Origin of the sequence: Actinomadura decatromicini, assembly GCF_008121305.1 — a bacterium.
Classification (GTDB): domain Bacteria; phylum Actinomycetota; class Actinomycetes; order Streptosporangiales; family Streptosporangiaceae; genus Spirillospora; species Spirillospora syzygii.
In genome coordinates, this window is sequence record NZ_VSRQ01000003.1 from 447,765 (window position 1) to 473,418 (window position 25,654).

General features: G+C 73.2%; 23 protein-coding genes. 11 read left to right on the forward strand and 12 right to left on the reverse strand.

Going from position 1 to position 25,654, the window contains the following annotated elements:
• Positions 1-118: 118 nt before the first annotated feature.
• The 4 genes from FXF68_RS15840 to ychF form a co-directional block, all read right to left on the reverse strand.
• Positions 119-3,463 carry a TcpE family conjugal transfer membrane protein gene (locus tag FXF68_RS15840; RefSeq protein WP_148759850.1) on the reverse strand — a complete coding sequence of 1,115 codons (3,345 nt, stop codon included), beginning with the start codon at positions 3,461-3,463 and terminating at the stop codon, positions 119-121.
• Between the two features lie 51 nt (positions 3,464-3,514).
• Positions 3,515-3,802 (reverse strand): hypothetical protein, encoded by a 288-nt coding sequence (locus FXF68_RS15845; RefSeq protein ID WP_067896330.1) that lies wholly within the window; start codon positions 3,800-3,802, stop codon positions 3,515-3,517.
• A 60-nt stretch (positions 3,803-3,862) separates the two neighbouring features.
• On the reverse strand, positions 3,863-4,900 hold the full coding sequence (locus FXF68_RS15850) for a conjugal transfer protein (protein ID WP_148759852.1): 1,038 nt from the start codon (positions 4,898-4,900) through the stop codon (positions 3,863-3,865).
• A gap of 547 nt (positions 4,901-5,447) precedes the next feature.
• Positions 5,448-6,539: a redox-regulated ATPase YchF gene (gene ychF, locus FXF68_RS15855; protein ID WP_148759854.1), complete on the reverse strand. Its 1,092-nt coding sequence runs from the start codon at positions 6,537-6,539 to the stop codon at positions 5,448-5,450.
• 153 nt (positions 6,540-6,692) lie between these two features.
• On the opposite strand from ychF, the gene FXF68_RS15860 reads away from it, so the two are divergent.
• Together FXF68_RS15860 and FXF68_RS15865 are read left to right on the forward strand one after the other, a co-directional pair.
• Positions 6,693-8,120 carry a DNA recombination protein RmuC gene (locus tag FXF68_RS15860; RefSeq protein ID WP_148759856.1) on the forward strand — a complete coding sequence of 476 codons (1,428 nt, stop codon included), beginning with the start codon at positions 6,693-6,695 and terminating at the stop codon, positions 8,118-8,120.
• Between the two features lie 56 nt (positions 8,121-8,176).
• Positions 8,177-8,740, forward strand: coding sequence for a DUF6542 domain-containing protein (locus FXF68_RS15865; protein ID WP_246178728.1), 564 nt, complete (start codon positions 8,177-8,179; stop codon positions 8,738-8,740).
• Positions 8,741-8,767: 27 nt separating this feature from the next.
• On the opposite strand, the gene FXF68_RS15870 is transcribed toward FXF68_RS15865, so the two are convergent.
• Positions 8,768-9,733: a 4-hydroxy-3-methylbut-2-enyl diphosphate reductase gene (locus FXF68_RS15870; protein ID WP_148759858.1), complete on the reverse strand. Its 966-nt coding sequence runs from the start codon at positions 9,731-9,733 to the stop codon at positions 8,768-8,770.
• Positions 9,734-10,050: 317 nt separating this feature from the next.
• Here FXF68_RS15870 and FXF68_RS15875 point away from each other — a divergent pair, with 317 nt between their 5' ends.
• Entirely contained in the window at positions 10,051-10,959 is a 909-nt protein-coding gene (locus tag FXF68_RS15875) for a DUF8129 domain-containing protein (protein ID WP_148759860.1), read from the forward strand.
• Positions 10,960-11,024: 65 nt separating this feature from the next.
• Here FXF68_RS15875 and FXF68_RS15880 read toward each other — a convergent pair whose 3' ends face one another.
• Entirely contained in the window at positions 11,025-12,263 is a 1,239-nt protein-coding gene (locus tag FXF68_RS15880; RefSeq protein ID WP_148759862.1) for an MFS transporter, read from the reverse strand.
• A 19-nt stretch (positions 12,264-12,282) separates the two neighbouring features.
• Entirely contained in the window at positions 12,283-12,708 is a 426-nt protein-coding gene (locus FXF68_RS15885; protein ID WP_246178729.1) for a MarR family winged helix-turn-helix transcriptional regulator, read from the reverse strand.
• 130 nt (positions 12,709-12,838) lie between these two features.
• Here FXF68_RS15885 and xseA point away from each other — a divergent pair, with 130 nt between their 5' ends.
• Together xseA and FXF68_RS15895 are read left to right on the forward strand one after the other, a co-directional pair.
• Positions 12,839-14,053 (forward strand): exodeoxyribonuclease VII large subunit, encoded by a 1,215-nt coding sequence (gene xseA, locus FXF68_RS15890; RefSeq protein WP_148759864.1) that lies wholly within the window; start codon positions 12,839-12,841, stop codon positions 14,051-14,053.
• A 10-nt stretch (positions 14,054-14,063) separates the two neighbouring features.
• Positions 14,064-14,300 carry an exodeoxyribonuclease VII small subunit gene (locus FXF68_RS15895; RefSeq protein WP_222868631.1) on the forward strand — a complete coding sequence of 79 codons (237 nt, stop codon included), beginning with the start codon at positions 14,064-14,066 and terminating at the stop codon, positions 14,298-14,300.
• Between the two features lie 16 nt (positions 14,301-14,316).
• On the opposite strand, the gene FXF68_RS15900 is transcribed toward FXF68_RS15895, so the two are convergent.
• A complete protein-coding gene (locus tag FXF68_RS15900) occupies positions 14,317-15,018 on the reverse strand; it encodes a DUF4245 domain-containing protein (RefSeq protein WP_148759866.1) in 702 nt (233 codons plus the stop codon).
• A 20-nt stretch (positions 15,019-15,038) separates the two neighbouring features.
• Positions 15,039-15,704, reverse strand: coding sequence for a TetR/AcrR family transcriptional regulator (locus FXF68_RS15905; RefSeq protein WP_148759868.1), 666 nt, complete (start codon positions 15,702-15,704; stop codon positions 15,039-15,041).
• 354 nt (positions 15,705-16,058) lie between these two features.
• Here FXF68_RS15905 and glpX point away from each other — a divergent pair, with 354 nt between their 5' ends.
• Positions 16,059-17,024 carry a class II fructose-bisphosphatase gene (gene glpX, locus FXF68_RS15915; RefSeq protein ID WP_222870000.1) on the forward strand — a complete coding sequence of 322 codons (966 nt, stop codon included), beginning with the start codon at positions 16,059-16,061 and terminating at the stop codon, positions 17,022-17,024.
• Between the two features lie 17 nt (positions 17,025-17,041).
• Here the strand turns inward: glpX and FXF68_RS15920 are convergent, their stop codons facing one another.
• The gene (locus FXF68_RS15920; protein ID WP_148759870.1) at positions 17,042-17,662 is read right to left on the reverse strand and encodes a DUF1707 SHOCT-like domain-containing protein; all 621 of its coding nucleotides are present in this window, start codon (positions 17,660-17,662) and stop codon (positions 17,042-17,044) included.
• Positions 17,663-17,747: 85 nt separating this feature from the next.
• On the opposite strand from FXF68_RS15920, the gene FXF68_RS15925 reads away from it, so the two are divergent.
• The 3 genes from FXF68_RS15925 to FXF68_RS15935 all read left to right on the forward strand — a co-directional run bounded on the left by FXF68_RS15925 (position 17,748) and on the right by FXF68_RS15935 (position 21,073).
• The gene (locus FXF68_RS15925; protein WP_187437948.1) at positions 17,748-18,701 is read left to right on the forward strand and encodes an ABC transporter ATP-binding protein; all 954 of its coding nucleotides are present in this window, start codon (positions 17,748-17,750) and stop codon (positions 18,699-18,701) included.
• A gap of 157 nt (positions 18,702-18,858) precedes the next feature.
• Entirely contained in the window at positions 18,859-19,656 is a 798-nt protein-coding gene (locus FXF68_RS15930; RefSeq protein ID WP_148759872.1) for an ABC transporter permease, read from the forward strand.
• Positions 19,657-19,825: 169 nt separating this feature from the next.
• Complete coding sequence (locus FXF68_RS15935) at positions 19,826-21,073, forward strand: MFS transporter (protein WP_148759874.1); 1,248 nt, start codon at positions 19,826-19,828, stop codon at positions 21,071-21,073.
• A gap of 146 nt (positions 21,074-21,219) precedes the next feature.
• Here FXF68_RS15935 and FXF68_RS15940 read toward each other — a convergent pair whose 3' ends face one another.
• Both FXF68_RS15940 and pdxR read right to left on the reverse strand, forming a co-directional pair.
• Complete coding sequence (locus FXF68_RS15940; RefSeq protein ID WP_148759876.1) at positions 21,220-21,450, reverse strand: hypothetical protein; 231 nt, start codon at positions 21,448-21,450, stop codon at positions 21,220-21,222.
• Between the two features lie 29 nt (positions 21,451-21,479).
• Positions 21,480-22,898 (reverse strand): MocR-like pyridoxine biosynthesis transcription factor PdxR, encoded by a 1,419-nt coding sequence (gene pdxR / locus FXF68_RS15945; RefSeq protein ID WP_148759878.1) that lies wholly within the window; start codon positions 22,896-22,898, stop codon positions 21,480-21,482.
• A 114-nt stretch (positions 22,899-23,012) separates the two neighbouring features.
• Here pdxR and FXF68_RS15950 point away from each other — a divergent pair, with 114 nt between their 5' ends.
• Both FXF68_RS15950 and FXF68_RS15955 read left to right on the forward strand, forming a co-directional pair.
• On the forward strand, positions 23,013-23,942 hold the full coding sequence (locus FXF68_RS15950) for a DMT family transporter (RefSeq protein ID WP_148759880.1): 930 nt from the start codon (positions 23,013-23,015) through the stop codon (positions 23,940-23,942).
• Between the two features lie 29 nt (positions 23,943-23,971).
• Complete coding sequence (locus FXF68_RS15955) at positions 23,972-25,612, forward strand: fumarate hydratase (protein ID WP_148759882.1); 1,641 nt, start codon at positions 23,972-23,974, stop codon at positions 25,610-25,612.
• The last annotated feature ends 42 nt before the right edge of the window (positions 25,613-25,654 follow it).

Here is a 25,654-nt window from a genome sequence, read left to right on the forward strand (position 1 = left end):
GATGCGCCGGGTGGCGTGCAGGACCGTCGGGGGAAGTGTTCGCCGTCCGGACGGTCATCAAGATCAGGCGCGCCCGCCAGTCCGACGACGGTGTCCGCTCGATGCCCGCGAGGGGCGCTCATCGGGTGGCCTCCTGCTCCTGCTGGAACTCCTGGTAACGCTCGGGCATGACGGTGAAGCCGCCGGCGACCACGCCGGCGAGGGCAAGATAGGCACGGCGCGTCGGCGTCCGCAACGACTTCAGCTCGTTGCGCGGCGCGCGGTCCATGCTGAGGTGATCGTCCCACGGGATGCGCACCAGCGCCCGGCATCTGCCGCGCGCCACGGCCTCCGCCTGCTCGACGTCGTCCATGCTGCGGCGGCTCACCCCGTTGATCACCGTGACCGCGCGGGACCGCAGCTCCTCGTAGCCGTGGCCGTCCAGCCACTCGAACGTCATCGACACCGCGCGCGGCGCGTCGGCGCTCGCCGGGGCGACGAGGACGAGCTGGTCGGCGTACGGCAGGACGCGCGCGACCACGGCGGCCGCCGCGTCCAGCAGCGTCACCGAGTAGAACCGGTCGAGGGTGCGGATCGCGAGCGCGTAGTCGCGGTCGTCGAGCGCCTGCAGCGGGTTCTTGCCCGCCGCGATGACGTCGAGGCCGGACTTCGCCTGCGAGGTGTAGCGGCGCATCGCGGTCAGGCTGCCGACCTGGTCGGCGCGGGTGATGAGGCCGGTGAGCGTCTCGTTGGTGTCGCTGCGCGTCCGGCGGGCGAGCGCGCCGGGGCCCGGGTTCACGTCCACCGCGACGATCGGCTCGCCGTTGTGCTGGGCGAACGTGTGGCCGAGCATCAGGCCGGTCACCGTCTGCCCGGCGCCGCCGGTGCAGCCGAGGACGACGATGTGCCGCGTCCCGTGGAACGGCTGCTGGAGCCGCTGCTCGTAGTCGGCGTCGACGTCGCCGTGCCCGCCGCCGACCGCGTGGAACAGCCGCCGGAGACCGCCGCCGGTGACCTCGTGCTCCGGGTCCGGCGGCGTGATCGCGGGCCCGGACTGCGGCGGCGCGGGCGGCGGCGGCAGCGGCCGCGGCCGGACGGGCGACGCGGGCTGGGACCTGACCTCCCGAGGCGGCGCCTGCTCCCCTACCGCCTCGACCGCCTGCTGCGGCTCTTGCGGCTCTTGCCGCTGCGGCTCCTGGACGGACGGCCAGGCGGTGTGCTCCGCCGCCGCAGGCCGAGGCGGGTTCGACAGCCCCTGCGACCACGGCCGCGGCTCCATCCGCGGCGGCTGAGGAGCCTGCCCCTGCTGAGGAGCCTGCGCTTGCTGGGGAGCGGGCGGCTGCTGAGGAGTCTGTGCCTGCTGGTGAGTCGGCGGCTGCTGAGGAGTTACCGGCTGCTGAGGCGCCTGCGCCTGCCGAGGAGGAGCCTGCGGTAGTTGAGGGCTCTGCGGGAGCTGGGGAGTCTGCGGCAATTGAGGTGTTTGCCGTAGCTGAGGGGTCTGCGGCAGTTGCCGTTCGGGCGGCTGCGCGCCCTCGCCGTTCTGCGGACGCGCCCCGAACGCTCCCGGCACGACCGGGATGTCGGGACGCGTGGCGGGCGGCGCGGGCGGCGACGGCCGCTGCGACGGCGTGCGCTGTCCGGCGACCTTCTTGTCCCCGGCCTCGCCATTGGACGCGCTCTCGGCGGGATGCTGGCCGACCGGCTGCTCGCCCGGTTCCCCGGACTCCTGCCGCACGTCCCGCCGCGTCTCCCCCGCCGACCAGACCTGCGGGCCGCGTCCACCAACGCGCACATCCCCCGGCTCTCCAGCGGAACCGGTCTCACCTTCGCGTACGCGCTCCCCGTCCTGGGCCCCGTCCGCCGCCCCGGCAACGCCCCTGACCCGCTCGCGCACACCTTCCGAAGGCGTCCCCGCCGAGTCGTCCTGAGCACGCCGTCCGACGTCCGCACCGGACTGCTCAACGGCACCGGCCCGATCACGCTGGTCACCCGTCGCCGCGCTCTCCGGCCACCGCAACCGTGCGCCCTCGGCGGGCAGCCGAGGAACGCCCGACGGCTCAACAGCGCCAGCGCCATCACGCTCACCCGGCGCATCGGTACCTGCCGACCTCACGCCTTCCGCAGGCTGCTGCGAGTCGCCTGCCTGCTCATTGGTACCAGCACCGCCACGCGGACCTTCCGGCCACCGCGACCTGGCACCCTCGGCAGGCTGGCCAGGAACGCCCGGCTGCTCGACGGCGGCAGCGCCATCACGCTCGCCCGGCTCGCCCGCACCTGCCGACCTCGGGTCTTCCGCAGGCTGCTGTGAGACGTCCGGCTGCTCAAGGGCAGCACCGTCACGTTCGGCTGGCGTGGTTGCGCCGTCCGGCCAAGGTGGTTTGGTTCCTTCGGCGGGGGTTGGGTGGGCTTGTTCGGGCGTCCCGTCGTGGTGGACGGGCGGCTGGGCTTCGGATGCTCGGGTGTCCGCCGGTTGTGTTGGGCCGGGGATTGCGGGCGTGTTGGCGCGCTCGCGTGGTGCGGCGCCTTGCTGGCCGGAGGCTGGGAGAGCCGGGGGCTCGGGAGTCTGCGGGGTTGGCGGGGAGGCCGGGGGCAGGGCGGGGGCCTGGGGGGTCGCGTTGGCGATCTCTTCGGCGGCGCGGCGGACGTCCGGCCGCGGCGCCGGGGCCTGGCGCGGGACGTCGGGGGTCGTCGCGGGCGGGGCGGCGGCCTGCCAGATCTCGGCGGGGGCGCCGGGGCGGCGGACGCCGGAGGCCAGGGCGCGCTTGCCGGAGCCCGAGGGGGCCTCCAGCCGGGGAGCCGCCGGGGGCTGCTCGTACTCGGCGGGGGCGAGCTGCACGTCGTCCTCGTGCGAGATGTCGCGGGTCGTGCGGCGCCACGGCTTGGGCGCGGCGGGAGCGAGGGCCTCGGCGGGGGCGGGGACGTCGTGCTGGGCCGCGTAGGCGCCCAGGGACGGGGGCGCGGTGGCCACGGCGGGGCGCGGCACCAGCGCGGGCTCCGCGACCGCGGCCGCGACCGGCTGAGCGGCGCGGGCGGGCGCCGGTTCGGCGGCGGCCCTGCGGCCCTTGCGGCGGGACTTGATCGCGGCGCGTTCCGCGGCGGCGACCGGGGCGGGGGCGCCCGCACGGCGCCAGACGCGGGCCACGACGACGACCTCGCGCGGCTCCCGGATCGGGGTGAGGCGGCACCAGGTGCGCGGCTCGGTGAGGTAGCGGCCCTGGGAGAGCAGCAGCTCGGTGAGCCGCTTGCCCTCGATGACGGGCCGCGTCGCCAGCCAGGTCAGCACTCCCGGCGGGACGATGTACAGCACGTGCCACGGGGACTCGAACGGGATGCCGACGACCCTGAGGAGCACGATCCAGGGCACGAACACCCCGAGGAACACGCCGATCTGGACGAGCGGCAGCGGCATGGGCAACCGCAGGTCGTACAGCTTGTACAGCCGCTTCTCGATGCGCCAGATGTTCGTGTACGTGGGTAGATCCACGCCCCTACTCCCCTAACTGCGCGAGCACCGTGCCGCCTGCCGACCTCGCGGTCAGGTGACGTCCACGCCGAGGGCCTTGGCTATCGCCTTGGCCGTGGTCTCGATGATGTTGGGCACGTAGAAGATCACCCCGATCCCGATGGCCAGCACGATGAACTGGACGAAGCGCGTGATCTCCCGGGTGAACAGGAAGAAGATCGCCACAATGGAGACGATCACCAGGAACAGCGGACCGAATATCTGGCGCAGCCAGTCGGCGAGATCGTCTGTTTTGAGTTCGTCGTTCTCGGGCGCCGCCAGAATTTCATGTGGAATCGACGCCATGATGTGGTGCAGCATCGACTGGCTACCTTCCTAGGTCGGCGGATTCAGGGGTCGGCTTCTTCAAATCGCGGCCTTTCATGATGCGTTCGGTTGCGTGGTGCCGCGAATGTCGCGCACGAGCCACGTCGCGCCCTTCTTGACCATGACGAGCTGGTAGGCCTGCTCCAGTTCACCCCCGCCGCCGCCCGCGGGCTGCCACACGACCGTCGCGGTGACGGTGCGCTCGCCCGCGGACCCCTTCGGCGCGACGACCGACTTGACCTGCACGAACGCCACGGAGTTGGCGAGCCCCGGAATGGTCGCGCCGTCGGCGGAGAAGCGCGACAGCGCGGCCTGGTTACCGGTCGCGTACTCCTGGAAGAAGGTGCCGAGGAACGGCTGGAGTTCGCCCTCGAGCGCGGTGTCGCGGTCTTGCACGCCGCCCTGGGGAAGCCGGGCCTTGGTGGGCGGGGGAAGCAGCGCGGGACGGGCCGACACGACCAGCGCGCCGCCGTTGTCGGCGTACACGGGAACGGCGAGCCGGAGCCACTTGTCGGCGGTGCGGGCGAGCAGCGTGACCGTCGCGTTGTTGGCGTCGCGGGCGTCCACTCCGGCCACCTGGACGGACTGCACCTGCATCCGGCCGACACCGTTCCAGCCGAATTGGGCGTCGGCGCCGTCGGGCAGGAACGTGCGCAATTGCGCCTCGCGGGCGGGCGCGCCCTTCTGGTCGTAGTTCAGGTAGACGTTGGCGAACTGGATGGCGAACGCGCCGGCGGCGCTCGTCGGGAACCCGGCGCCGCGGGCGGGCTTCGCGCCGGGCGTCGCCGTCCCGCCGGACCCGCCGGACGAGTCGTCGGAGGTGAACCGTTCGAGCGGCGCGCGGACGCCGTTGACCAGGATGACGATGATCAGCGCCCAGAGCACGGCGCGTCCGGCCCAGACCCACCAGCGGCCGCCGGACCCGCCCCAGCGCCCGCCGCGCCGCCCGCCGCCGTCCGAGCCGCCGCGGCGCCGGTCGCCGCCCGGCAGGTCCCACGGGTCGGCGGAGGAGGCGAGCGCCCGGCCGGGCGCCGCCGTCTCCTCGACAACGGCGGTGTCACGGCCGCGTCCCGCGGCCGACCTGCGAGCCATCCTGCCTCCGCTCGCGCCTCGCCCCCGGTCGGCGCGGTCCTGTGTGCCTGCTGGTGTATGCCTGCTGTGTATGCCTGGTCGTGTGTGCGTGGTCGTCCTGCCCGGTGGCTTTTCTGAACCCACCTCGGGCCCAGGGTAACCACGAGCGTCAATTGTTCCAGCGCATCGCAGCGAAGCACAGCCCCGGCACGCGGTTGTGGATAATGCAATCCACCTCAGCAGGAACGGGGAAGATTGCCAAACGGTGACGATCCCCTATCCGGGCCTCCGAACAGTGCGCAGGTCAAGGATCCGGACAAGCGGCACGAGTCGGCGGTCAGTTGCTCACCTGGTGTCGCCCACGACCGCAATCTGTTTCCGAAAGAAACCGGCATTGTGTCGGATTCAGGATGATTTCCGGCAGAACTCCCAGCTCAGCGGCCCCTTGAGGCGTCACGGGACGCCAAGCGGAGTCACCAGGCCCACAGGGCCCACGAGAACCATCTGTAGCCAAAATCACAGAGGTCACGCGCCTGCCCAGAAACGAGAACCCGGACGTCGAAGACGCTCAGACGTTGAAGCGGAACTCGACGACGTCGCCGTCCTGCATGACGTAGTCCTTGCCCTCCATGCGGACCCTGCCCGCCGTGCGGGCGGCGGCCATCGACCCGGCCTTGGTGAGCTCGTCGAACGACACGACCTCCGCCTTGATGAAGCCGCGCTGGAAGTCGGTGTGGATGACGCCGGCCGCCTCGGGCGCGGTGGCGCCCTTGCGGATCGTCCAGGCGCGCGCCTCCTTGGGGCCCGCCGTCAGGTACGTCTGGAGGCCGAGGGTCGCGAACCCGATCCGGACGAGCTGCGACAGCCCCGACTCCTCCTGCCCCATGCCCTGCAGCAGTTCGAGGGCCTCGTCGTCCGGCAGCTCGATCAGCTCGGCCTCGATCTTGGCGTCCAGGAAGACGGCCTCGGCCGGGGCGACCAGGTCGCGCAGGCGCCCGCGCAGCGCCTCGTCGGTCAGCTCGCCCTCGTCGAGGTTGAAGACGTAGAGGAACGGCTTCGCCGTGAGCAGGTGCAGCTCGCGCAGCAGCTCCAGGTCGATCCCGGCGGCCGCGGCGCCCGCGAACAGGGTGACGCCGTCGTCCAGCAGCTTCTGCGCGGCGGTGACGGCGTCGACGACGGCGAGCTTGTCCTTGTCCTTCTTGGTGCGGGCCTCCTTGTCGAGGCGCGGCAGCGCGCGCTCGATCGTCTGGAGGTCGGCGAGGATCAGCTCGGTGTTGATCGTCTCGATGTCGCGGGACGGGGCGACGTCGCCGTCCACGTGGGTGACGTCCGGGTCCTCGAAGGCACGGATGACCTGGCAGATCGCGTTCGTCTCGCGGATGTTGGCGAGGAACTTGTTGCCGAGCCCCTGCCCCTCGGACGCGCCCTTGACGATGCCCGCGATGTCCACGAACTCCATCGTCGCCGGGATGATCTTCTGCGAGCCGAACAGCTCCGCGAGGACGCCGAGCCGCGGGTCGGGCACCCCGACCACGCCGACGTTGGGCTCGATGGTCGCGAACGGGTAGTTGGCGGCCAGCGCGTCGTTCTTGGTCAGCGCGTTGAACAGGGTGGACTTGCCGACGTTGGGCAGCCCGGCGATTCCGATGGAGAGGCTCACGGCCGCAAGTTTATGGGCGTCGGCGAACCTCTCGGGCTGCCCGGAACCTCCGGCGGCCCGCGAGAGGGTGAAGGTTGGGCCAAATGTCCCGGGACGGGCGGCGACACGGCGCGTCGCGGCCGCCGATCGGCGCGGCGCTGCCACGATGAGGCGATGGACGTCGCGCTGTTCGCCGGTCTCCTCGTGGGCGCCGTGTTCGGCGTCGTCGCCGGGTACGCGCTCGCGACGGGCCGGCAGGGCGCGCTGATCGCGCGGGCGCGGGCGGCCGAGGAGAAGCTCGCCTACGCCGAGGAGCGGATGGCCGAGCACTTCGAGAGCCTGTCCGCGAAGGCCCTGGACGCGAGCAACCAGCGGTTCCTCGAACTGGCCGACGCGCGCCTCAAGGCGGCCGGGGCCGAGGCGGCGGGCGAGCTGCAGCGCCGCCAGCAGGCCGTCGAGCACCTGGTCGCGCCGCTGAAGGAGACCCTCGCGAAGGTGGAGGAGCAGCTCCGCGAGGTCGAGACGGGACGCCGCGAGTCGCACGCGATGCTGGCGAAGCAGGTCGACTTCGTCCGGCAGAGCTCCGACCAGCTCAGGCGCGAGACGCAGTCGCTGGTCCGGGCGCTGCAGCGGCCGGAGGCGCGCGGGCGGTGGGGCGAGCTCCAGCTCCGCCGCGTCGTCGAGCTGGCCGGGATGACGCACCACTGCGACTTCGACGAGCAGGCGAGCGCGGCGACCGTCGACGGGACCGTCCGTCCGGACATGGTGGTCCGGCTCGTCGGCGGCAAGAACATCGTGGTCGACTCCAAGGTGTCGCTCGCCGCGTACCTGCAGGCGGCGGAGAGCGGCGATCCCGTGCGGCTGGAGGCGCACGCCCGCCACCTGCGCGACCACGTCGACCGGCTGGCGGCGAAGTCGTACTGGCAGGCGTTCTCCCCCGCGCCGGAGTTCGTCGTCCTGTTCATCCCGGGCGAGGCGTTCCTCGCGCCCGCGCTCGACCGCGACCCGGCCCTGCTGGAGTACGCGATGCGGCGGCGCGTCCACATCGCGACGCCGACCACGCTCATCACCATGCTGCGCACCGCGTCGTACGCCTGGCAGCAGGCCGCGCTCTCCCGCAACGCCCGCGCGGTCTTCGAACTCGGCAAGGAGCTGTACGAGCGCCTCGGGACGATGGGCCAGCACGTCGACGACCTGGGCCGCGCCCTCACCGGGGCCGTCAAGTCCTACAACCGGACGGTCGGGTCGCTCGAAACCCGCGTCCTGGTCAGCGCGCGCAAACTGAACGAACTGGGCGTCGTGGACGACGGCCTGCACGGCCCGTCCCCCGTCGAGGAGAGCCCCCGCGCGCTCTCGGCCGCCGAACTGACCGCCGCCGAACTGACCGCCGCCGAACTGACCGCCGCCGACGAGCCGTACACCGAGGAGAAGGAGGACGGCGAGGCCCCTGACGAGAGCTGGTCCCGGTCTGCCCCCGCCGCGGAACCGATAGGTTTCGGCGAGCGGGCCATCCCAGAGCAGAGCGATCGGCGAACGACCCATGAGCGGAGCGAATCGGGGGGCACGGAGAGCCGTCCCCCCACCGGGAAGAGGTGGCCATGAGTTCGACCACGGTACGCGGCGCGCCCGGCGGCGCATCGCCGGCTCCAGGGGGTTCAGTGGGACGTGAGCGCGGCGCCTCCGGATCGCCGCGGCGGGCCCGCGCCGCGGCCGTCTCGGCGGGCGGCCCGATCGCCCTCACCGGGCGCGGCGGGATCGTCGTCATGTTCGCCGCGGGCGTCGTGTGCGGGCTGCTGTCCCGCTGGCTCGGCGTGCCGCTGCTCGCCGGGGCCGGGTTCGCGGTGGGCTGCGCGCTGGCCGCGTTCGCCACCCGTCCGGCCGACCTGCTCACCCTGGTCGTGAGCCCGCCGCTGGTGTTCTTCGGCGCCACGGTCCTGGTCGTCTTCGCCGACACCGTGGGCGACGGGTCCCTGCTGCGCGGCGTCACGGTCGGGGTGCTCACGGCGCTCGCGGCCACCGCGCCGTGGCTGTTCTTCGGGACGGTCCTCGTCGTGGTCGTCTGCCTGGCCCGCGGGCTGCGGACGAACATCCGCGACCTGCGGGAGAAGCTCGCCGGGTTCCGCCTCTTCGAGAAGGAGGAGAACGAGAACCCCGTCCGGTGGGACGAGTCCCCCGGCACGGGCCAGGACCGCCGCCGCCTCCACCACGGCGACGTCGACTAGCCCGGCAGTCGACTGGCTCAGCGGGGTCTAGACCGGCGTGATGCGCAGGTCCTTGCGGAGCTCCTTGGGCAGCGAGAAGCGCATGCTCTCCTGGACGGACTCGATCTCCTCCGCCTCGCCGAACCCGCGCTCCGCCAGCCACGCCAGGACGTCCTGGACCAGCTCGTCCGGGACGGACGCGCCGCTCGTGACGCCGACCGTCGTGACGCCGTCCAGCCAGGCCGGGTCGATCTGCTCGGCGTAGTCGACCAGGTAGGCGTCGTCGGCGCCGTGCTCCTTGGCCACCTCGACCAGCCGCACCGAGTTGGACGAGTTCGTCGAGCCCACCACGATGACGAGCTGGGACCGCGCCGCCATCTCCTTCACCGCGGTCTGCCGGTTCTGCGTGGCGTAGCAGATGTCGTCGGACGGCGGGTCGGTCAGGTTGGGGAACCGCTCGCGCAGCTTCTCGACGGTGGCGATCGTCTCGTCGACGGACAGGGTGGTCTGCGACAGCCACGCGACCTTCTCGGGGTCGCGGACGTGCACGTTGGCGACGTCGTCCGGGCCGTCCACGAGGTGGATGTGGTCGGGGGCCTCGCCGGTGGTGCCGATGACCTCCTCGTGCCCTTCGTGCCCGATGAGCAGGATGTCGTAGCCCTGGGCGGCGAACCGGACCGCCTCCTTGTGGACCTTCGTGACCAGCGGGCAGGTCGCGTCGATCGTCCGGAGGTTGAGGCCCTGGGCCTCCTCGTGCACGACGGGCGCCACGCCGTGCGCGGAGAACACCACGATGGCGCCCTCGGGGACCTCCTCGGTCTCGTCCACGAAGACGGCGCCGCGCTCCTCCAGCGTCTTCACGACGTGGACGTTGTGCACGATCTGCTTGCGGACGTAGATCGGGGCCCCGTACTTCTCCAGGGCGATCTCGACCGCCTGCACGGCGCGGTCGACGCCCGCGCAGTAACCACGCGGCTTGGCGAGCAGGACACGGCGCTGGCTGTTCGCGGTCATGCCCCCATCGTACGAGTCGCCTCACGGGCTTCGCGCGGCACGGGACGTAGGGTGGACACGGGCGTCCGCCGCCGTTGCCGCAGCCTGGCGGGCGGTTCCAGCGGTTTTGTGAGGACGTGTCCCGGACCGGGGCGACCGCCGGGCGGCCGGTGCGCCCGCCGTGTGACCCACCGCACGCCGCTTTTGGACACAAATCCATTAACCCCGGGGTGACCGCCATCGCACCCATGGGGCAGAGTGAACGTCGACGAGAGATGCCGCGTGACCCGGCGCACGACCCGACCCGGTGCTCAGCACGGCAAGGAAGAGGAAAGACGATGACGAGATCGCCGCGCCGCCTCAAGGAGCAGCTCCAGGACACGGTGGGCGAGCAGGTCCGCGACCTCCCGCTGCACGCCGTCCGGCTCGCGATGTTCGGGGTCGGCCGGGCGCTCCTGCTCGGCGACCGGGTCACCCGCGACTACAAGGAGATCACCGAGGGCGGCGGCGTCCGCCCGGTGCTCGACCGGCTGCGGGACGACGTCCAGGGCACGGCCGAGAAGGTGGTCGGGCGCGTGGTGGAGCGCGTCCGCGGCGACGAGCGCGAGCCGGAGCCTGAGCCGGAGCCGGAGCCCGCGTCCGCGCCGCGCGCCAAGGTCGCGGAGCCGCCCGCGCGGCCGAAGCCGCGTCCCGCCCCGTCCACGGACGAGATCTCGGTGGGCAAGCCCGGCGGCGGCGCCGAGGCCGGCGGGACGGCCGGAACGCGGCACACGCCGAAGCACGCCCGTCCCGGCCCGCCGCCGAAGCCCGCGAAGCCCGGCGCGCTGGGCAGGCACCACGCGAAGCCCGCGCCGTCCCCGGAGCCCGCCGGGCCGAAGCCGGAGCCCGCGCCGCAGGCCGAGCCCACCCCGTCCCCCAAGCCAGCCGACACCACCGAGCCCAAGCCCGCCGCCGACAAGCCGAAGCCCGCCGAGGCTCCGAAGGCCGCCGACAAGCCCAAGGCGGCCGGGAGCGGGACGAAGGCGGAGGGCAAGGCCGCCGGGAAGGCGAAGGGCGGAGGCGAGGCGGCGAAGCTGCCGGTGCCCGACTACGACAACGCCACGCTGCCGCAGCTCCGTGCGCGCCTGCGCGGCCTGTCCGCCGACCAGGTGAGGCTGCTGCGCGAGTACGAGCGCGAGCACGCCGCCCGCGAGGACGTCGTCCGCATGTACGAGCGCCGCATCGCGAAACTGAACGGCCACGGCTGAGCGGCACAAGCGAAAAGCGCAAAGCCCTGGGACGGAGCGTCCCAGGGCTTTCGCGTGGACGAGGGTCAGGCCGTGGCCGGAGCGTCCTGGAAGGCGTGGTCGATGTCGACCCGCTCCAGGGCGTCCAGGTGGCGGCGGCGCACGGCGAGGATCCCGATCGCGACCGCGCAGCAGGCGGCGCCGACGAAGTACGGGACGTCCGCGTTGACCTTCTCGGCGAGCTTCGTCGCGATGTAGGGGGCGAGGGCGCCGCCCATCCAGCGGACGAAGTTGTACCCGGCGGACGCGACCGGCCGCGGGCTGTCGGAGACCTCCATGGCGGCCTCGGTGAACGCCGTGTTGTTCAGCCCGATCGGGATCCCGGACAGGATCGTGCAGACGATGATCCCGTCGTGCCCGAGGACGGCGAGCCCGAGCTGGAACACGGTCAGCAGCCCGAGCGCCAGGTACATGACCCGGACGGTCCCGAACCGCCGCTGCAGGAACGGCGCGCCGAACACCGACGCCAGCGCGACCATCACGCCCCAGCCGAAGAACACGAGCCCGATGCCGTGCGCGCCCATCCCGAGGACGAACGGCGTGAACGCCAGCACCGTGAAGAAGGCGTAGTTGTAGAACAGCGCCGTGAACGCGGTCGTGGACAGCCCGCCGTGCGCGAGCGCCCTGATCGGCGCGCTCAGCCGCGTCTTCCGCGCGGGTTTCGGCGTGGGCTTGAGGAGCGTGGCGATCAGCAGGAACCCGGCCGCCATCAGGATCGCGGTGCCGAAGAACGGGAAGCGCCAGTTCATGTCGCCGAGCAGCGCCCCGGCGAGCGGCCCGAGCGAGATGCCGAGCCCGAGCGCCGCCTCGTACAGGATGATCGCCGACTCCGCGCCACCCGACGCCGCGCCGACGATGACGGCAAGGGCAGTGGCCACGAACAGGGCGTTGCCGAGGCCCCATCCGGCGCGGAAGCCGACGAGCTGCCCGACCGTGTCGGACGTCCCGGACAGCGTGGCGAACACGACGACGAGCGAGAGCCCGATCAGCAGCGTCCGCTTGCCGCCGATCCGGCTGGCCGCCCAGCCGGTGATCAGCATGGCCACGGCGGTGATCAGGAAGTAGCTGGTGAACAGCAGGGACACCTGGCTGGGCGAGGCGTCCAGGTTCGCGGCGATCGCGGGCAGGATGGGGTCGACCAGCCCGATTCCCATGAAGGCGACGACCGCGGCGAACGCGGTCGCCCATACCGACATCGGCTGTCTGAGGATGCCGCCGCCCCTGACGGGGGCGCTCTCCGCCGTCGCCGCTGGCCTCGCGTGCATGGACACCTCCGTCAAGAGATCAGGGTGGGCCGAGGAGCTTGCGCAGGGCGGGCAGCGCTTCGACGACCGCCGCATGCTCCGCGTCCGTCAGGTTCGCGAACCGGTCCGCGAGGAAGCCGATCCGGCGTTCCCGGCCCTCGGCGAGCCGCTCGCGTCCCGCGCCGGTCAGCCGGACGGTGACGACGCGGGCGTCGGCGCCGTCCCGGCCGCGCGCGATCAGGGCGTCGCGTTCGAGCCGGTTGATCTGCGCGGTCATGGTCGGCAGCCGGACGCCGTGCTCGGCGGCCAGCTCGGTCATCCGGCGCGGTCCGTGCTCCAGGGAGCCGAGTACGGACAGCTGCTGGCTGGTGATCGGCTGGTCCGCGTTGGCCCGCCTGAGCATCAGCACGACGTCCCGGAGCAGCCGGTTGAGCTGTTCGGCGAGGTCGTGTTCGGATGCGGTCACGTGACCCTCTCCTCGAATTACTTAGCGAGTCTAAGTTAGCGTGTCTAAGCTTTGGCGGCCGGAGGCGTGTCTCCTCCGTCACACCGGATCATGGCGCGCCCGGTCACGGCGCGCACCGTAGGCTGCCCGCATGGCGATGGAGACCACGGCCGAATCCCCCGTCCCGGTGCGGACGGTCCTGCAGGCGGTGAGCGGCTGGATCGGCAAGCTCGGCCGCATCTGGGTCGAGGGCCAGATCACCGATCTCAACGCCCGCGGCGGCACGGTCTATGTCACGCTCCGCGACCCCGTGGCCAACATGTCGGTGCGCCTCGTCGGGCCGCGCGCCGTGTTCGAGGCGGCCGGGCCCGCCGTCGCCGACGGCGCCCGCGTGGTCGTGCACGCCAAGCCCGACTTCTGGATCAACCGCGGGACGTTCTCGCTCAGCGTCCTGGAGGTCCGCCCGGTCGGCGTCGGCGAGCTGCTGGCCCGGCTGGAGCGGCTCAAGGGCGTGCTGGCCGCGGAGGGCCTGTTCCGGCCGGAGCGCAAGCGGCCGCTCCCGTTCCTGCCCGGCAAGATCGGGCTGATCTGCGGGCGCGACTCCGACGCCGAGCACGACGTCCTGCAGAACGCGCGGCGGCGGTGGCCCGCCGTCGCGTTCCGGGTGGAGAACACCGCCGTGCAGGGCACGTACGCGGTCGGCGAGGTGATGGAGGCGCTGCGCGCGCTCGACGCCGACCCCGAGGTCGACGTGATCGTCATCGCGCGCGGCGGCGGCGCCATGGAGGACCTGCTGCCCTTCTCGGACGAGGCGCTCGTCCGCGCGGTCGCCGCCGCCCGTACTCCGGTGGTCAGTGCGATCGGCCACGAGCAGGACTCCCCCATCCTCGACCTTGTCGCGGACGTGCGGGCGTCCACCCCGACGGACGCGGCGAAGAAGACCGTCCCGGACGTGCGGGAGCAGCTCCAGCTCGTCCGGCAGCTGCGGGACCGGGGGCGGCGCTGCCTGTCCGGGGCCGTCGAGCGGGAGCTGGCGTGGCTCGCGGCGGTCCGGTCGCGGCCCGCGCTGGCCGACCCGGTGCGCGAGGTCGAGCGGCAGTCCGAGCAGGTCGCGGCGCTGCGCGACCGGGCGCGGCGGTGCCTGTCCGGCGCGCTCGACCGGGCCGGGGACGAGCTGTCGCACACCCGCGCGCGGCTGCTCGCCCTGTCCCCCGCCGCGACGCTGGAGCGCGGGTACGCGATCGTCCAGCGGGAGGACGCCTCGGTCGTGCGGGAGCCCGCCGAGGTCAAGGACGGCGAGGCGCTGCACGTCCGGCTCGCCGGAGGCCGCCTCGGAGTCACCGTGGCCGAGCGCGGGGAGCCATAGGGTGGGTCGGGTGGCCGAGGACAAGGGGACGGCGGAGAAGCCGTCGTACGAGCAGGCGCGGGACGAGCTGGCTGACGTCGTCAGGCGGCTGGAGGCGGGCGGGCTGACGCTGGAGGAGTCCCTCGCGCTGTGGGAGCGGGGCGAGCGGCTCGCGACCGTCTGCGAGGAGTGGCTGGAGGGCGCGCGGGCGCGGCTCGCCGCGGCGCTGGACCGTCCGGAGAACGGCGACGCCCCGGCCCCCTTCTAGGAGCCCCGGCGCCCGTCTAGGAGCGCGGTGTCGCCGTCGCCGACGGGGTGAGGCCGCCGGTCTTGGCCTGCGGCTTGAGCGCGCCCGCCAGGACCGCCAGCTCCGCGTAGGACGCGGTGCCGGTGACGACGAGGCTCGTCCCGTCCGGGAGGGTGCGGGCGAGGGTGTTGGCCTTCTTGCCCTTGTTCAGGTACGTCGTCCACGCGACGCCGTTCACCGTCCGCGTCCCGGTCGGCTTGCTGCTGTTCGCCATGCGCGGGACGAACTCGGACGCCTTCTCGTTGCTCTGCTCCAGCGCCGCGTACTCGTCGCTCGGCGTCACGAACCCGAGGTGCCAGGCGACGGGCCCCTTCGCGCCGGAGCCGAGCCCGGTCAGCCGGGAGCTGGTCGGACGCCACCCCGGCGGCAGCCCCTCCGGCGCGTGCACCGTGTACGGCGCGTCGCCGCGCATCGCCCAGAGCTGCGAGCCGTAGTCGACGACCGGCTCGACCTCGCTCTCGCTCCGCGGCGCGATCAGGTAGATCGCGAAGACGAGCACCAGGCACGCGCCCATCGCCATCGCGAAGCCGCCGAGCCCGGTGGTCAGCCGCTTGTGCACGGCCGGGCTCACCTCGACCACGGGACGCCCGCCGGACGCGCCCTCCGGCGGCGGCGCGTCGGCCGCGTCGGCGGCGTCGGTCGCGGCGTCCGGGACGGAGGACGGGGTCTTGTCGGTCACCCCTCCAGCATCCCGCACGGTCAGCGCTGCCCCGTACGGGGGTTCCTGATCGTCCCGACGATGGCCATGATCTCGTCGGCGAGGCGGCGCGCGGCGTCCTCGTCGTCCATCAGGGAGATCTCCGAGACCGCGCCCGCCATCGCGCCGGTCAGCACCATGACCAGGGCCTCGTCCACGCCGCCGTCGGCGGTGTGGAACAGGGCGGCGTTGCGGCGCGCCCACTTGCCGAGCCGCTGCCGCATGACCCGGTCGAAGCCGGGCGGGCCGTCGCCCGAGATGAACAGCCGGGACACGTGCCGCTGCTCCAGGCACCCGTCGAGGTAGGCGCCCGCGCCCGCGATGAACTGCCGCATCGGGTCGGTCTCGCCCGCCTCCCGGACGGCGCTGATCGCCTTGCGGGTGCGCTCCTGCTGCCCCGCCTGGAACTCCTCGAACAGCGTCAGGTACAGGTCGGCCTTGCCGTTGAAGTGGTGGTACAGGCTGCCGACGCTCGCGCCGGCGCGGGCGACGATGTCGGTCACCGCGGCCTGGGCGAAGCCCGACTCGCAGAAGACGTCCCGGGCCGCGGCCAGCAGGGCGCCGCGCGTGGCCGCCCCGCGGTCGGAGGTGCGCGCGGGGGTGTCGGCGGTCGCCGCGTCCCCGTTCCGCGTCACCTCACCGGACGGCACGTCGATGTGGCTGCTCATGATGCCTGAGATTACGCCCTCTCCCAGGGGGAAACGATCCCTTGCCCGGGCGACCGTCAAATCCGTCTCGGGGCCGTACGTGGCCATCCGTGCCGGTACGTGGCGCGGTACGGCTGGTCTGGTCCAATTTGTTGCCGGACGTCCGGCCCACGGAGAATCCGACTGACCACCGACCGAAAGGGCCGCGCCGCCATGCCAGACGTGTCCAACCCCGCCCCCGACCCCGCCTCCGGCGCCGTGTCGAACCCCGCCTCCGCCGCCGCGTCCGCCGGCGCCGTCTCCGCCCCCGCCGAGGAGACCGGCGTCTTGTCCCCCCTCACGACCGAGCCCGCGGCGCCGGACCGCAACCTGGCGATGGAGCTGGTCCGGGTCACCGAGGCCGCCGCGATGGCCGCGGCCCGCTGGGTCGGGCGGGGCGACAAGAACGGCGCGGACGGGGCCGCCGTGAACGCCATGCGGCAGCTGATCAACACGGTGTCCATGCGGGGCGTCGTCGTGATCGGCGAGGGCGAGAAGGACAACGCGCCCATGCTCTACAACGGCGAGGAGGTCGGGGACGGCTCCGGCGCCGAGTGCGACGTCGCGGTCGACCCCGTGGACGGGACGCGGCTGACCGCGCTCGGCATGAGCAACGCGATCGCGGTGCTGTCGGTGGCGCCGCGCGGGTCGATGTTCGACCCGTCCGCGGTGTTCTACATGGAGAAGCTCGTGACCGGCCCGGAGGCGGCGGACGCCGTCGACATCGAGCGCCCGATCGCCGACAACATCCGCGCGATCGCCCGCGCCAAGGGCTCCTCGGCGAACGACGTGACCGTCTGCATCCTGGACCGCCCGCGCCACGAGGGCATCGTCAAGGAGGTCCGGGAGGCGGGCGCGCGGATCAAGTTCATCCTGGACGGCGACGTCGCGGGCGCGATCATGGCGTCCCGGCCCGGCACCGGCGTGGACCTGCTGCTCGGCATCGGCGGCACTCCCGAGGGCATCATCGCGGCGTGCGCGATCAAGGCGCTCGGCGGGGTCATCCAGGGCCGGTTGTGGCCGCAGGACGACGCCGAGCGCCGCAAGGCGGCGGACGCGGGCCACGACCTCGGCCGCGTCCTGACCACCGACGACCTCGTGACCTCGGACGACGTGTTCTTCGCCGCGACCGGCATCACCGACGGGGAGCTGGTCGACGGCGTCCGGTACAGCAAGGGCACGGCGGTCACGCACTCGCTGGTGATGCGCTCCCGCAGCGGCACGATCCGGACGATCTCCAGCGAGCACCAGCTCGGCAAGCTGCGCGCCTACAGCGCCATCAACTTCGACACCGCCGTGTAAGGCCGGGGACGCGGCGGCTAGCGGCCGCGGCCGAGGCGGCCCCTGACGCGCGAGCGCAGCGTCCGCCTCGGCGTCCGGACCCGCACCGAGCCGAAGATCAGCGTGCCGCCGACCTCGATCGTCGGGCCCTCGGCCGCCGGGCGGGCGCGCAGGTCGCGGGTGCTGAGGATGGTGCGGCCGGTGACGTCCACGCGGACGCCGTCCGGGACGAGCAGCCTGATCCGCCCGCCGAGCACGAGGGAGTCGACCACGATGTGGCGGCGCTGCAGGACGGCCTCGCGCAGGTCGAGCTCGACCGTTCCGAACAGGGCGAGGAGGGGGAGCTTCACGGGGACGACCCAGCGCCCGTCGCGGCGGGTGCGTCCGAAGAAGACCGAGACGGGGCGGTCGTCCACCAGGATGGGCTGCGCCTCCGCCGGGATGAGGTCGGCGGTGAGCCCGGTCAGCTCGCCCAGCGTGCGGGCGGCGAAGGCGCGGCCGGCGCGGTCGGCGTGCTCGTCGGCGGTGAGCCTGCCGTCCGCGAGGGCCTCGCCGAGGACGGCGGCGACCCGGTCCCGGTCGGCGTCGGACGCGCGCAGGTCGCGCACGGGCGTCGCCTTCCCCGCCGCGGGGCGGGACCGGTCATCGGGGTGGGGCACACCAGAAGGTTAGCCCCCGCACCGGGCGGGAGCCCCACCGGAAAACGGGTGGGGTTATGTCAACGAATTTTCCTAATGTGGGGGCATGACCTTGCAACGTACGCGGATCGCCGCTGCCCGGGCGAGCTCCGGCGCGGCGGCGATCAGCCTCCGCGGCGTGGTGAAACGGTTCGGCGACTTCACCGCCGTGGACGGGCTGGACCTGAGGGTCCCCACCGGCGTCTGCCTCGGGCTGCTCGGCCCGAACGGCGCCGGCAAGTCGACCACGATGAAGATGCTGACCGCCCAGGCCATCGCCGACGAGGGCGAGATCGAGGTGCTCGGCTTCCGGGTCCCGCGCGAGTCGAAGCGGGCGCGGGCGGCGATGGGCGTCGTCCCGCAGCAGGACAACCTCGACGAGGAGCTGACGGCCCGCGAGAACCTGGAGGTGTTTGCGCACCTGTACCGGGTGCCGCGCGGGATGCGGCGGCAGGCCGTCGACGACGCGCTGGAGATCGCGCACCTGACCGGGCGGCAGCTCACGAAGGTGGACGACCTGTCCGGCGGCATGCGGCGGCGGCTGCTGATCGCGCGGGGGCTCGTGCACCGTCCCGCCCTGGTGCTGCTGGACGAGCCGACCGTCGGCCTCGACCCGCAGGTCCGGGCCGAGCTGTGGGGCCTGATCGACGGGCTGCGGGCGCGCGGCACGACCGTCCTAATGTCCACGCACTACATCGAGGAGGCGGAGCGGCTGGCGGACGAGTGCGCGCTGATGTCGCACGGCCGGGTGATCGCCCGGGGCTCGCCCGCCGACCTCGTCGCCGAGTACGCGGGCGACCGCGTCGTCGAGCACTACGGGCCGCCGGACCGGCTGACGGAGGTGGAGCGGCTGGCGCGCGAGTCCGGGCTGCCGACCCGCCGCACCGGCCCGTCGGTGTCGGTGCTGAAGGCCGAGACGATCCCGCCGTCCCTGGAGGACGAACTGGGCCCGGACGGCGTCCGCCGCGCCGCCAACCTGGAGGACGTGTTCGTGGTGCTTACTGGGGAGCGCGTGGAATGAGCGAAGCGAACCGGGGGGCGCGGGGGGTCGTCCCCTCGCAGGGAGCAGGAATGAGCGAAGCGAACCGGGGGGCGCGGGGGGTCGTCCCCTCGCAGGGAGCAGGAATGAGCGAAGCGAACCGGGGGGCGCGGGGGTCGTCCCCCTGTAGGGAGCGGGAATGAGCGTCCAGGCTGAGCGGGCGCCGCGGTTGCGGCGGTTCGAGATGGCGCCGGTGCGGGGCATCTGGCGGCACGAGCTGGCCCTCTACAAGCGGTACTGGAAGTCGCAGTCGTTCGCCTCGATGGTGGAGCCGACGTTCTTCCTGCTCGCGTTCGGCTACGGGTTCGGCTCGATGGTCGCGGTGATCGGGAACTACCGGTACCTGGACTTCGTCGCGACCGGCGTCGTCGGCACGGCCGCGCTGTTCACCTCGGTGTTCCCGGGGATGTTCAACGGCTACATCAGGCGCGTGTTCCAGCACACCTACGACGGGATGCTGGCCGCGCCGGTGGACGTCCACGAGCTAGTCACGGGCGAGGCGCTGTGGATCGCGGCGAAGTCGGCGGTGTACTCGTGCACGCCGATCGTCGTCGGCATGTTCTTCGGCCTCGACCCGGCGCCGGGGATGCTGCTCGTCCCGTTCGTGACGTTCTTCACCGCGCTCGGCTTCGGGCTGTTCGGCATGTGGACGTCGTCGGTCGTCCCGTCGATCAACTCGTTCGACTACGTGATCACCGGGGTCGTGACGCCGCTGTTCCTGATCGCTGGAACGTTCTTCCCGATCGACTCGCTGCCGGACTGGGCGCAGAAGGTCTCCTACCTCAACCCGCTCTACCACTGCGTGGAGCTGGTCCGGGACGCGGTGTTCGGGCTCGACCCGCTGGCCGACCTCGGGCATCTCGGCGGGCTCATCGCGTTCGCGGCGCTGATGTGGGCGATCGCCGTCCGCGGGATGCGCAGGCGGCTCATCGCCTGACGCCCGTGGACCGGTCCCGGCCGGGCCGTTGACCGGTGGCCCGACCTGTCCCTACGCTGACGCGAAACTTATTCACATTGCGTGGCAGGGGTGGCACGGCCTCGGCGAAGCGAGGATCATGCCGCCCCGCCTCGGGGGTCTGGGGGCGCCCCCAGGAAGGCAGGGCCGCATGAGCGAGGGCAGCCGTACGGGCCGGGCGGTCACCGAGCGGGACCGCCGGGCCCGGTTCGCCGCGTACGCGGCGTTCGCCGTCCAGGGGCTCTGTTTCGCCTCGCTCGTCACGCAGGTGCCGCGGATCCAGGATTCGCACCACCTCAGCGACGCGACCCTCTCGCTGGTGCTGCTGATGGTGCCGCTGATCGCCGGGGTGGGCAGCGTCGCGTCCGGGGCGCTGTTCGCGCGGTTCGGCAGCGGTCCGGTGCTGCGCGCGTCCCAGCCCGCGGTCGCCGTCACGATCGCCCTGATCGGCCTCACCGGCGACAGCGACCTGGCCCTCTACCTGGCGGTCGCGGCGTTCGGGCTGTTCGTCGGGGCGGTGGACGCCTCCATGAACGCGCAGGCCGTCGCGGTCGAGCGGCGGTACGGGGTCAGCCTGATCACCGGCTTCTACGCGGTGTGGAGCGTCGCCGGGATCCTCGGCGGGCTGTGGGCGTCCCTCACCAACAAGATCGACCTGCCGCTGTTCGCCGGTTTCGCGATCGCCGCCGCGGCGGGGGTCGCCGGGTCCCTCGCCACCGGCCGCGTGCTCTACCGGCGCGCCGAGGAGGGCGACGGGCCGACCGCCGCCGAGCTGAAGGCGGCCGGGCGGCGGGTGCCGTGGCGGCCGATCCTCGTCGTCGGCGCGGCGATGGCCGTCGCCTACCTCGCCGACTCCGCGATCTCCAGCTACGGCGCCAAGTACCTGGACGACGAGCTGTCCGCGAGCGACTGGGTCGCGCCGCTCGGCTACGTCGCCTACCAGGTCACGATGGTGGCCAGCCGGGCGGTCGCGGACCTCGCCGTCCGGCGGTCGGGGGCGGTGCGGGTCGTCCGGCTCGGCGGGGCGGTGGGGCTCGCCGGGATGGCCGGCGTGGTCGCGGCGCCGAACGCCGCCGTCGCGATCGCCGCGTTCGCGGTCGCGGGGCTCGGGCTGAGCGTGATCGCCCCGGTGTCCTTCTCCGCCGCCGGACGGGTCGACCCGACCGGCCTCGGCGTGGCGGTCGCCCGCGTCAACATCTTCAACTACGTCGGGTTCGTGCTGGGCGCGGCCGTGGTCGGGGCGATCGCGCCGCTCAGCGCCGACCACGGGCTGCGGATCGCGTTCGTCGTCCCGGCGGCGCTGGTCCTGGTCGTGTTCGCGACGGCGAAGGGCTTCGCCCCGGACCCGGTGAAGGGCGCGCGGCCCGACGCCCCCGCGATGGAGCGCCCCGTCGCCTGAGCCGAGCCCGGACGCCTGAGCCCGGCCACCCGAGCACCGTCGCCCGAGCACCGTCGCCCGAGCACCGTCGCCCGAGCACGACTCCCGAAGACGAAAGCGAGCCCCCGGCCGCGCCTGGGCGCGAGCGGGGGCCCTCCTGGGAGCGGTCAGGCGTCTTCGAGGGCTTTGATCGCGCGTTCGCCCTCGGCCTGGGCCTCTTCCGGCGTCAGGTCGGTCAGTGCGCGGCTCAGCGCCACCTCGGCGGCGTCGGCCGCCGCCCGCAGCGTGACGGCGTGCTCCTGCGCCCTTTCGAGGTCGCCCAGGCCGACGCAGTCGAAGGCCACCTGCGCGTCGTGGCCGGCCATCTTGAGCTGCCGCGCGGCCTCTTCCAGACTCATGCATACCTCCTACACCGGGGATGCTGTTCCTACCCCCGAGCACCGCCCGCAACCGCTTGACCCAGCAGTTGCGCGGCCTTGACCAGGCGGCTCTCCGACAGCCGCGCGTAGCCGAGCACGAGCGCGGGCGCCGCGCCCTCCGCCCGGCCGTGCGACCACGTCGAACGCGCGCCCGCCACCGACACCCCGGCGCGCAGCGCGGCGTCGACGACGGCCTCCTCGTCGCACCCGGCGGGCAGTTCCACGTAGAGGTGGATACCCGCCGACACGCCGCGAACCGCCGCGTCCGGGAGGTGGACGGCGAGCGCGTCGGCCAGCGCGTCCCGCCGGGCCCGGTAGCGGCGCCGCATGGTGCGCAGATGCCGGTCGTAGCCGCCCGACCTGAGGAACTCGGCGAGCGCGTACTGCTCCAGGACGGGCGCGCCGAGGTCGGTCACGCCGCGGTGCGCGGTGAGCCGCTCGGCCACCCGCGGCGGCGCGACCGCCCAGCCGAGGCGCAGCGCCGGGGCCAGCGACTTGCTCACCGAGCCGAGCAGCACGACCCGGTCCGGGTCGACGCCCTGGAGGCAGCCGACGGGCTCGCGGTCGTAGCGGAACTCGGCGTCGTAGTCGTCCTCCACGACGAGCCCGTCCACGTCGCGCGCCCAGGCGATGAGCTGCGCCCGCCGGGGCGCCGACAGCACGACCCCGGTCGGGAACTGGTGCGCGGGCGTGACGAGCACGGCCCGCGCCCCGGTCCGGGCGAGCGCGGCGACGTCCAGCCCGTCGCCGTCCACGGGGACGCGGACGAGCCGCAGCCCGGACGCCTCCAGCATCGGCAGCTGCCGGTCGCTCGTCGGGTCCTCGACCGCGAGGATCGTGTGCCCGGTGGCGCGCAGCAGCCGGAGCAGCGCGGACAGCCCGTGCGCCACCCCGTTCATGATCACCACGCGGGACGGGTCGGCGTGCGCCGCGCGGACCCGGCCGAGGTACCCGGCGAGCTCGGCGCGCAGCACGCCGACGCCGCCCGGGTCCGGGTAGGTCAGCGCGTCGTGCGGCAGCGTGCGCAGCGCTGAGCGGGCGGCGGCGATCCACCGCTCCCGGGGGAACGCCGACAGGTCGGGCTTGCTCGGCCACAGGTCGTACTGGACCTCGGGCTCCGGGGCGGTGTCGCACGACGGGTGCCGGACGCGCTTCGGCGCGGACCGGGCCTCGTCCGGGCGGGCCAGCGGCGCGACGCGGGTGCCGTCCCCGCGCCGCGCGACCAGGAACCCCTCGGCGGTGAGCTGCTCGTAGGCGGCGACGACGACGCCGCGCGAGACGTCCAGGTCGCGCGCCAGGTCGCGGCTCGACGGCAGCCGGGTCCCGGCGGTCAGCCGGCCGGACCGGACGGCCGCGCGGAAGCCCGCGGCGATCTGGGCCGCGAGCCGCCCCGCGGTCCGGTCGAGGGGGAGATGAAGGTCGGTCACATGACTCTCAGCGTCAAGACGGAGTGCGCGCGTCACCACACGGTATTTGGTCCACTTTCGCACGCCTCCATTGGCCCTTCTTCATGGACCAACCGCCTTCTAGCGTTCTCTTCCATGAACACTGCGAACAGACGCGGCATGGCGGGCGCCGGGACGGCGATGTTCCTCGTCGGGACGCTGACCGCCGTCTCCGCGACGATCTCGGACTACCCGGTCTTCGGCGGGCAGGCCGCCAGGTACGCGGTCGCGGCGCTGATCCTGCTCGCGGTGGCGCGGTTCACCGGCGGGCGGCACCGGCGCCCGGCGCTCCGGGACTGGCTGCTGCTCGCCGCGCTCGCCGGGACGGGCCTCGTCGCCTTCAACGTCTGCATCGTCGCCGCCACCAGGGACACGAGCCCCGCCACCATCGGCACCGTGATCGCGGCGGTGCCGATCGTCCTCGCGCTGGCCGGGCCGCTGCTGGAGGGGCGGCGGCCGTCGCCCGCGCTCGTCCTGTCGGCGTGCGTGGTGGCGGCCGGGGCCGCGCTCGCCACCGGGTCCGGCGGCGGCAGCGTGCGCGGGCTGCTGCTGTCGCTGGGCGCGCTCGCGGGCGAGGTGTGCTTCTCGCTGCTGGCCGTCCCGCTGCTGCCGCGGCTCGGGCCGCTGCGGGTCTCGGCCTACTCGTCCGCGCTGGCCGCGCCGATGCTGCTCGCGGTCGGCCTGGTCGCGGACGGGACGTCCGTCCTCCGCGTCCCCACCGGTGCCGAGCTGGCGGGCTTCGGCTACCTGTCGGTGGTCGTCACGACGGTCGCGTTCCTGCTCTGGTACGGCTCCATCGGACGGCTCGGAGCCGACCGCGCCGGGCTGTTCGCGGGCCTCATCCCGATCAGCGCGGTGGTCACCACGGTCGCGCTCGGCCTCGGCCGGCCGGGCCCGGCGGACCTGACCGGCGCCGCGCTGGTCGCGGCGGGCGTGGTCGTCGGCCTGCGCGCCCGCCGCGACCGGCACGGCCCCCGTGAGCAGGCGCCGCCCCAGCCCGTAACCTGTGAGCCCATACCCTCCTGACACGTCGATCGCGCGAGGAACTGTCTGAGATGCCTGAGTTCGCCCACACCGACCTGCTGCCGCTCGGCCCGGACGAGACCGACTACCGGCTGCTCACCTCCGACGGGGTCTCCGCGTTCGAGGCGGGCGGGCGGACGTTCCTCCAGGTCGAGCCGGAGGCCCTGCGGCTGCTGACCGAGACGGCGATGCGCGACATCGCGCACCTGCTGCGCCCCGCGCACCTGGCCCAGCTCCGCCGCATCCTGGACGACCCCGAGGCGTCCCCGAACGACCGGTTCGTCGCGCTCGACCTGCTGAAGAACGCGGGCATCGCGTCCGGCGGCGTCCTGCCCATGTGCCAGGACACCGGGACCGCGATCGTGATGGGCAAGCGCGGCCAGCACGTCCTGACGGACGGCGACGACGAGAAGCACCTCTCGCGCGGCGTCTACGACGCCTACACGAAGCTGAACCTGCGCTACTCCCAGATGGCGCCGCTGTCCATGTGGGACGAGAAGAACACCGGCAGCAACCTCCCCGCGCAGATCGAGCTGTACGCGGCCCCGGGCGGCGCCTACAAGTTCCTGTTCATGGCCAAGGGCGGCGGCAGCGCGAACAAGTCGTTCCTGTACCAGGAGACGAAGGCCGTCCTGAACCCGAAGCGGATGCTGACGTTCCTTGAGGAGAAGATCCGCTCCCTCGGCACCGCCGCCTGCCCGCCGTACCACCTGGCGATCGTGGTGGGCGGGACGTCCGCCGAGTACGCGCTGAAGACCGCCAAGTACGCCTCGGCCCACTACCTCGACACGCTGCCGACCGGCGGCTCCCCGCTCGGGCACGGCTTCCGCGACCTGGAGCTGGAGCTCCAGGTGTTCGAGCTGACGCAGAAGCTCGGCATCGGCGCGCAGTTCGGCGGCAAGTACTTCTGCCACGACGTCCGGGTGATCAGGCTGCCGCGGCACGGGGCGTCCTGCCCGGTGGCGATCGCGGTGTCGTGCAGCGCCGACCGGCAGGCGCTCGCCAAGATCACCGCGGACGGGGTGTTCCTGGAGCGGCTGGAGACCGACCCCGCCCAGTACCTCCCGGACACGACCGACGAGCACCTCAACGACGAGGTCGTCCGGATCGACCTGAACCGCCCGATGGACGAGATCCGCGCCGAGCTGACCCGCTACCCGGTCAAGACCCGGCTGTCGCTGACCGGCCCGCTGGTCGTGGCCCGCGACATCGCGCACGCCAAGATCAAGGAGCGGCTGGACGCGGGCGAGCCCATGCCGCAATACCTGCGCGACCACGCCGTCTACTACGCGGGACCGGCCAAGACGCCCGAGGGCTACGCGTCCGGCTCGTTCGGCCCCACCACCGCCGGGCGCATGGACTCCTACGTCGAGCAGTTCCAGGCGGCGGGCGGCTCGCTCGTCATGCTGGCGAAGGGCAACCGGTCCAAGCAGGTCACGGACGCCTGCAAGGAGCACGGCGGCTTCTACCTCGGCTCCATCGGCGGCCCCGCCGCCCGCCTCGCCCAGGACTGCATCAAGAAGGTGGACGTCCTGGAGTACGCGGAACTCGGCATGGAGGCCGTCTGGAAGATCGAGGTCGAGGACTTCCCCGCCTTCATCGTCGTGGACGACAAGGGCGAGGACTTCTTCGCCGACACCACCGGCCCCGTCCTCACCATCGGAAGGCGCTGACGGACGGCGCTGACGGACGGCGCTGACGGAAGGCGCCGAACT

Excerpts from the sequence above, each read along its gene's own strand:
- FXF68_RS15845 (WP_067896330.1), bottom strand. The coding sequence starts at position 3,802 with ATGCTGCACCACATCATGGCGTCGATTCCACATGAAATTCTGGCGGCG.
- FXF68_RS15850 (WP_148759852.1), bottom strand. The coding sequence starts at position 4,900 with ATGGCTCGCAGGTCGGCCGCGGGACGCGGCCGTGACACCGCCGTTGTC.
- FXF68_RS15860 (WP_148759856.1), top strand. The coding sequence starts at position 6,693 with ATGGACGTCGCGCTGTTCGCCGGTCTCCTCGTGGGCGCCGTGTTCGGC.
- FXF68_RS15870 (WP_148759858.1), bottom strand. The coding sequence starts at position 9,733 with ATGACCGCGAACAGCCAGCGCCGTGTCCTGCTCGCCAAGCCGCGTGGT.
- FXF68_RS15875 (WP_148759860.1), top strand. The coding sequence starts at position 10,051 with ATGACGAGATCGCCGCGCCGCCTCAAGGAGCAGCTCCAGGACACGGTG.
- FXF68_RS15880 (WP_148759862.1), bottom strand. The coding sequence starts at position 12,263 with ATGCACGCGAGGCCAGCGGCGACGGCGGAGAGCGCCCCCGTCAGGGGC.
- xseA (WP_148759864.1), top strand. The coding sequence starts at position 12,839 with ATGGCGATGGAGACCACGGCCGAATCCCCCGTCCCGGTGCGGACGGTC.
- FXF68_RS15905 (WP_148759868.1), bottom strand. The coding sequence starts at position 15,704 with ATGAGCAGCCACATCGACGTGCCGTCCGGTGAGGTGACGCGGAACGGG.
- glpX (WP_222870000.1), top strand. The coding sequence starts at position 16,059 with ATGGAGCTGGTCCGGGTCACCGAGGCCGCCGCGATGGCCGCGGCCCGC.
- FXF68_RS15925 (WP_187437948.1), top strand. The coding sequence starts at position 17,748 with ATGACCTTGCAACGTACGCGGATCGCCGCTGCCCGGGCGAGCTCCGGC.
- FXF68_RS15930 (WP_148759872.1), top strand. The coding sequence starts at position 18,859 with ATGAGCGTCCAGGCTGAGCGGGCGCCGCGGTTGCGGCGGTTCGAGATG.
- FXF68_RS15935 (WP_148759874.1), top strand. The coding sequence starts at position 19,826 with ATGAGCGAGGGCAGCCGTACGGGCCGGGCGGTCACCGAGCGGGACCGC.
- FXF68_RS15940 (WP_148759876.1), bottom strand. The coding sequence starts at position 21,450 with ATGAGTCTGGAAGAGGCCGCGCGGCAGCTCAAGATGGCCGGCCACGAC.
- FXF68_RS15950 (WP_148759880.1), top strand. The coding sequence starts at position 23,013 with ATGAACACTGCGAACAGACGCGGCATGGCGGGCGCCGGGACGGCGATG.
- FXF68_RS15955 (WP_148759882.1), top strand. The coding sequence starts at position 23,972 with ATGCCTGAGTTCGCCCACACCGACCTGCTGCCGCTCGGCCCGGACGAG.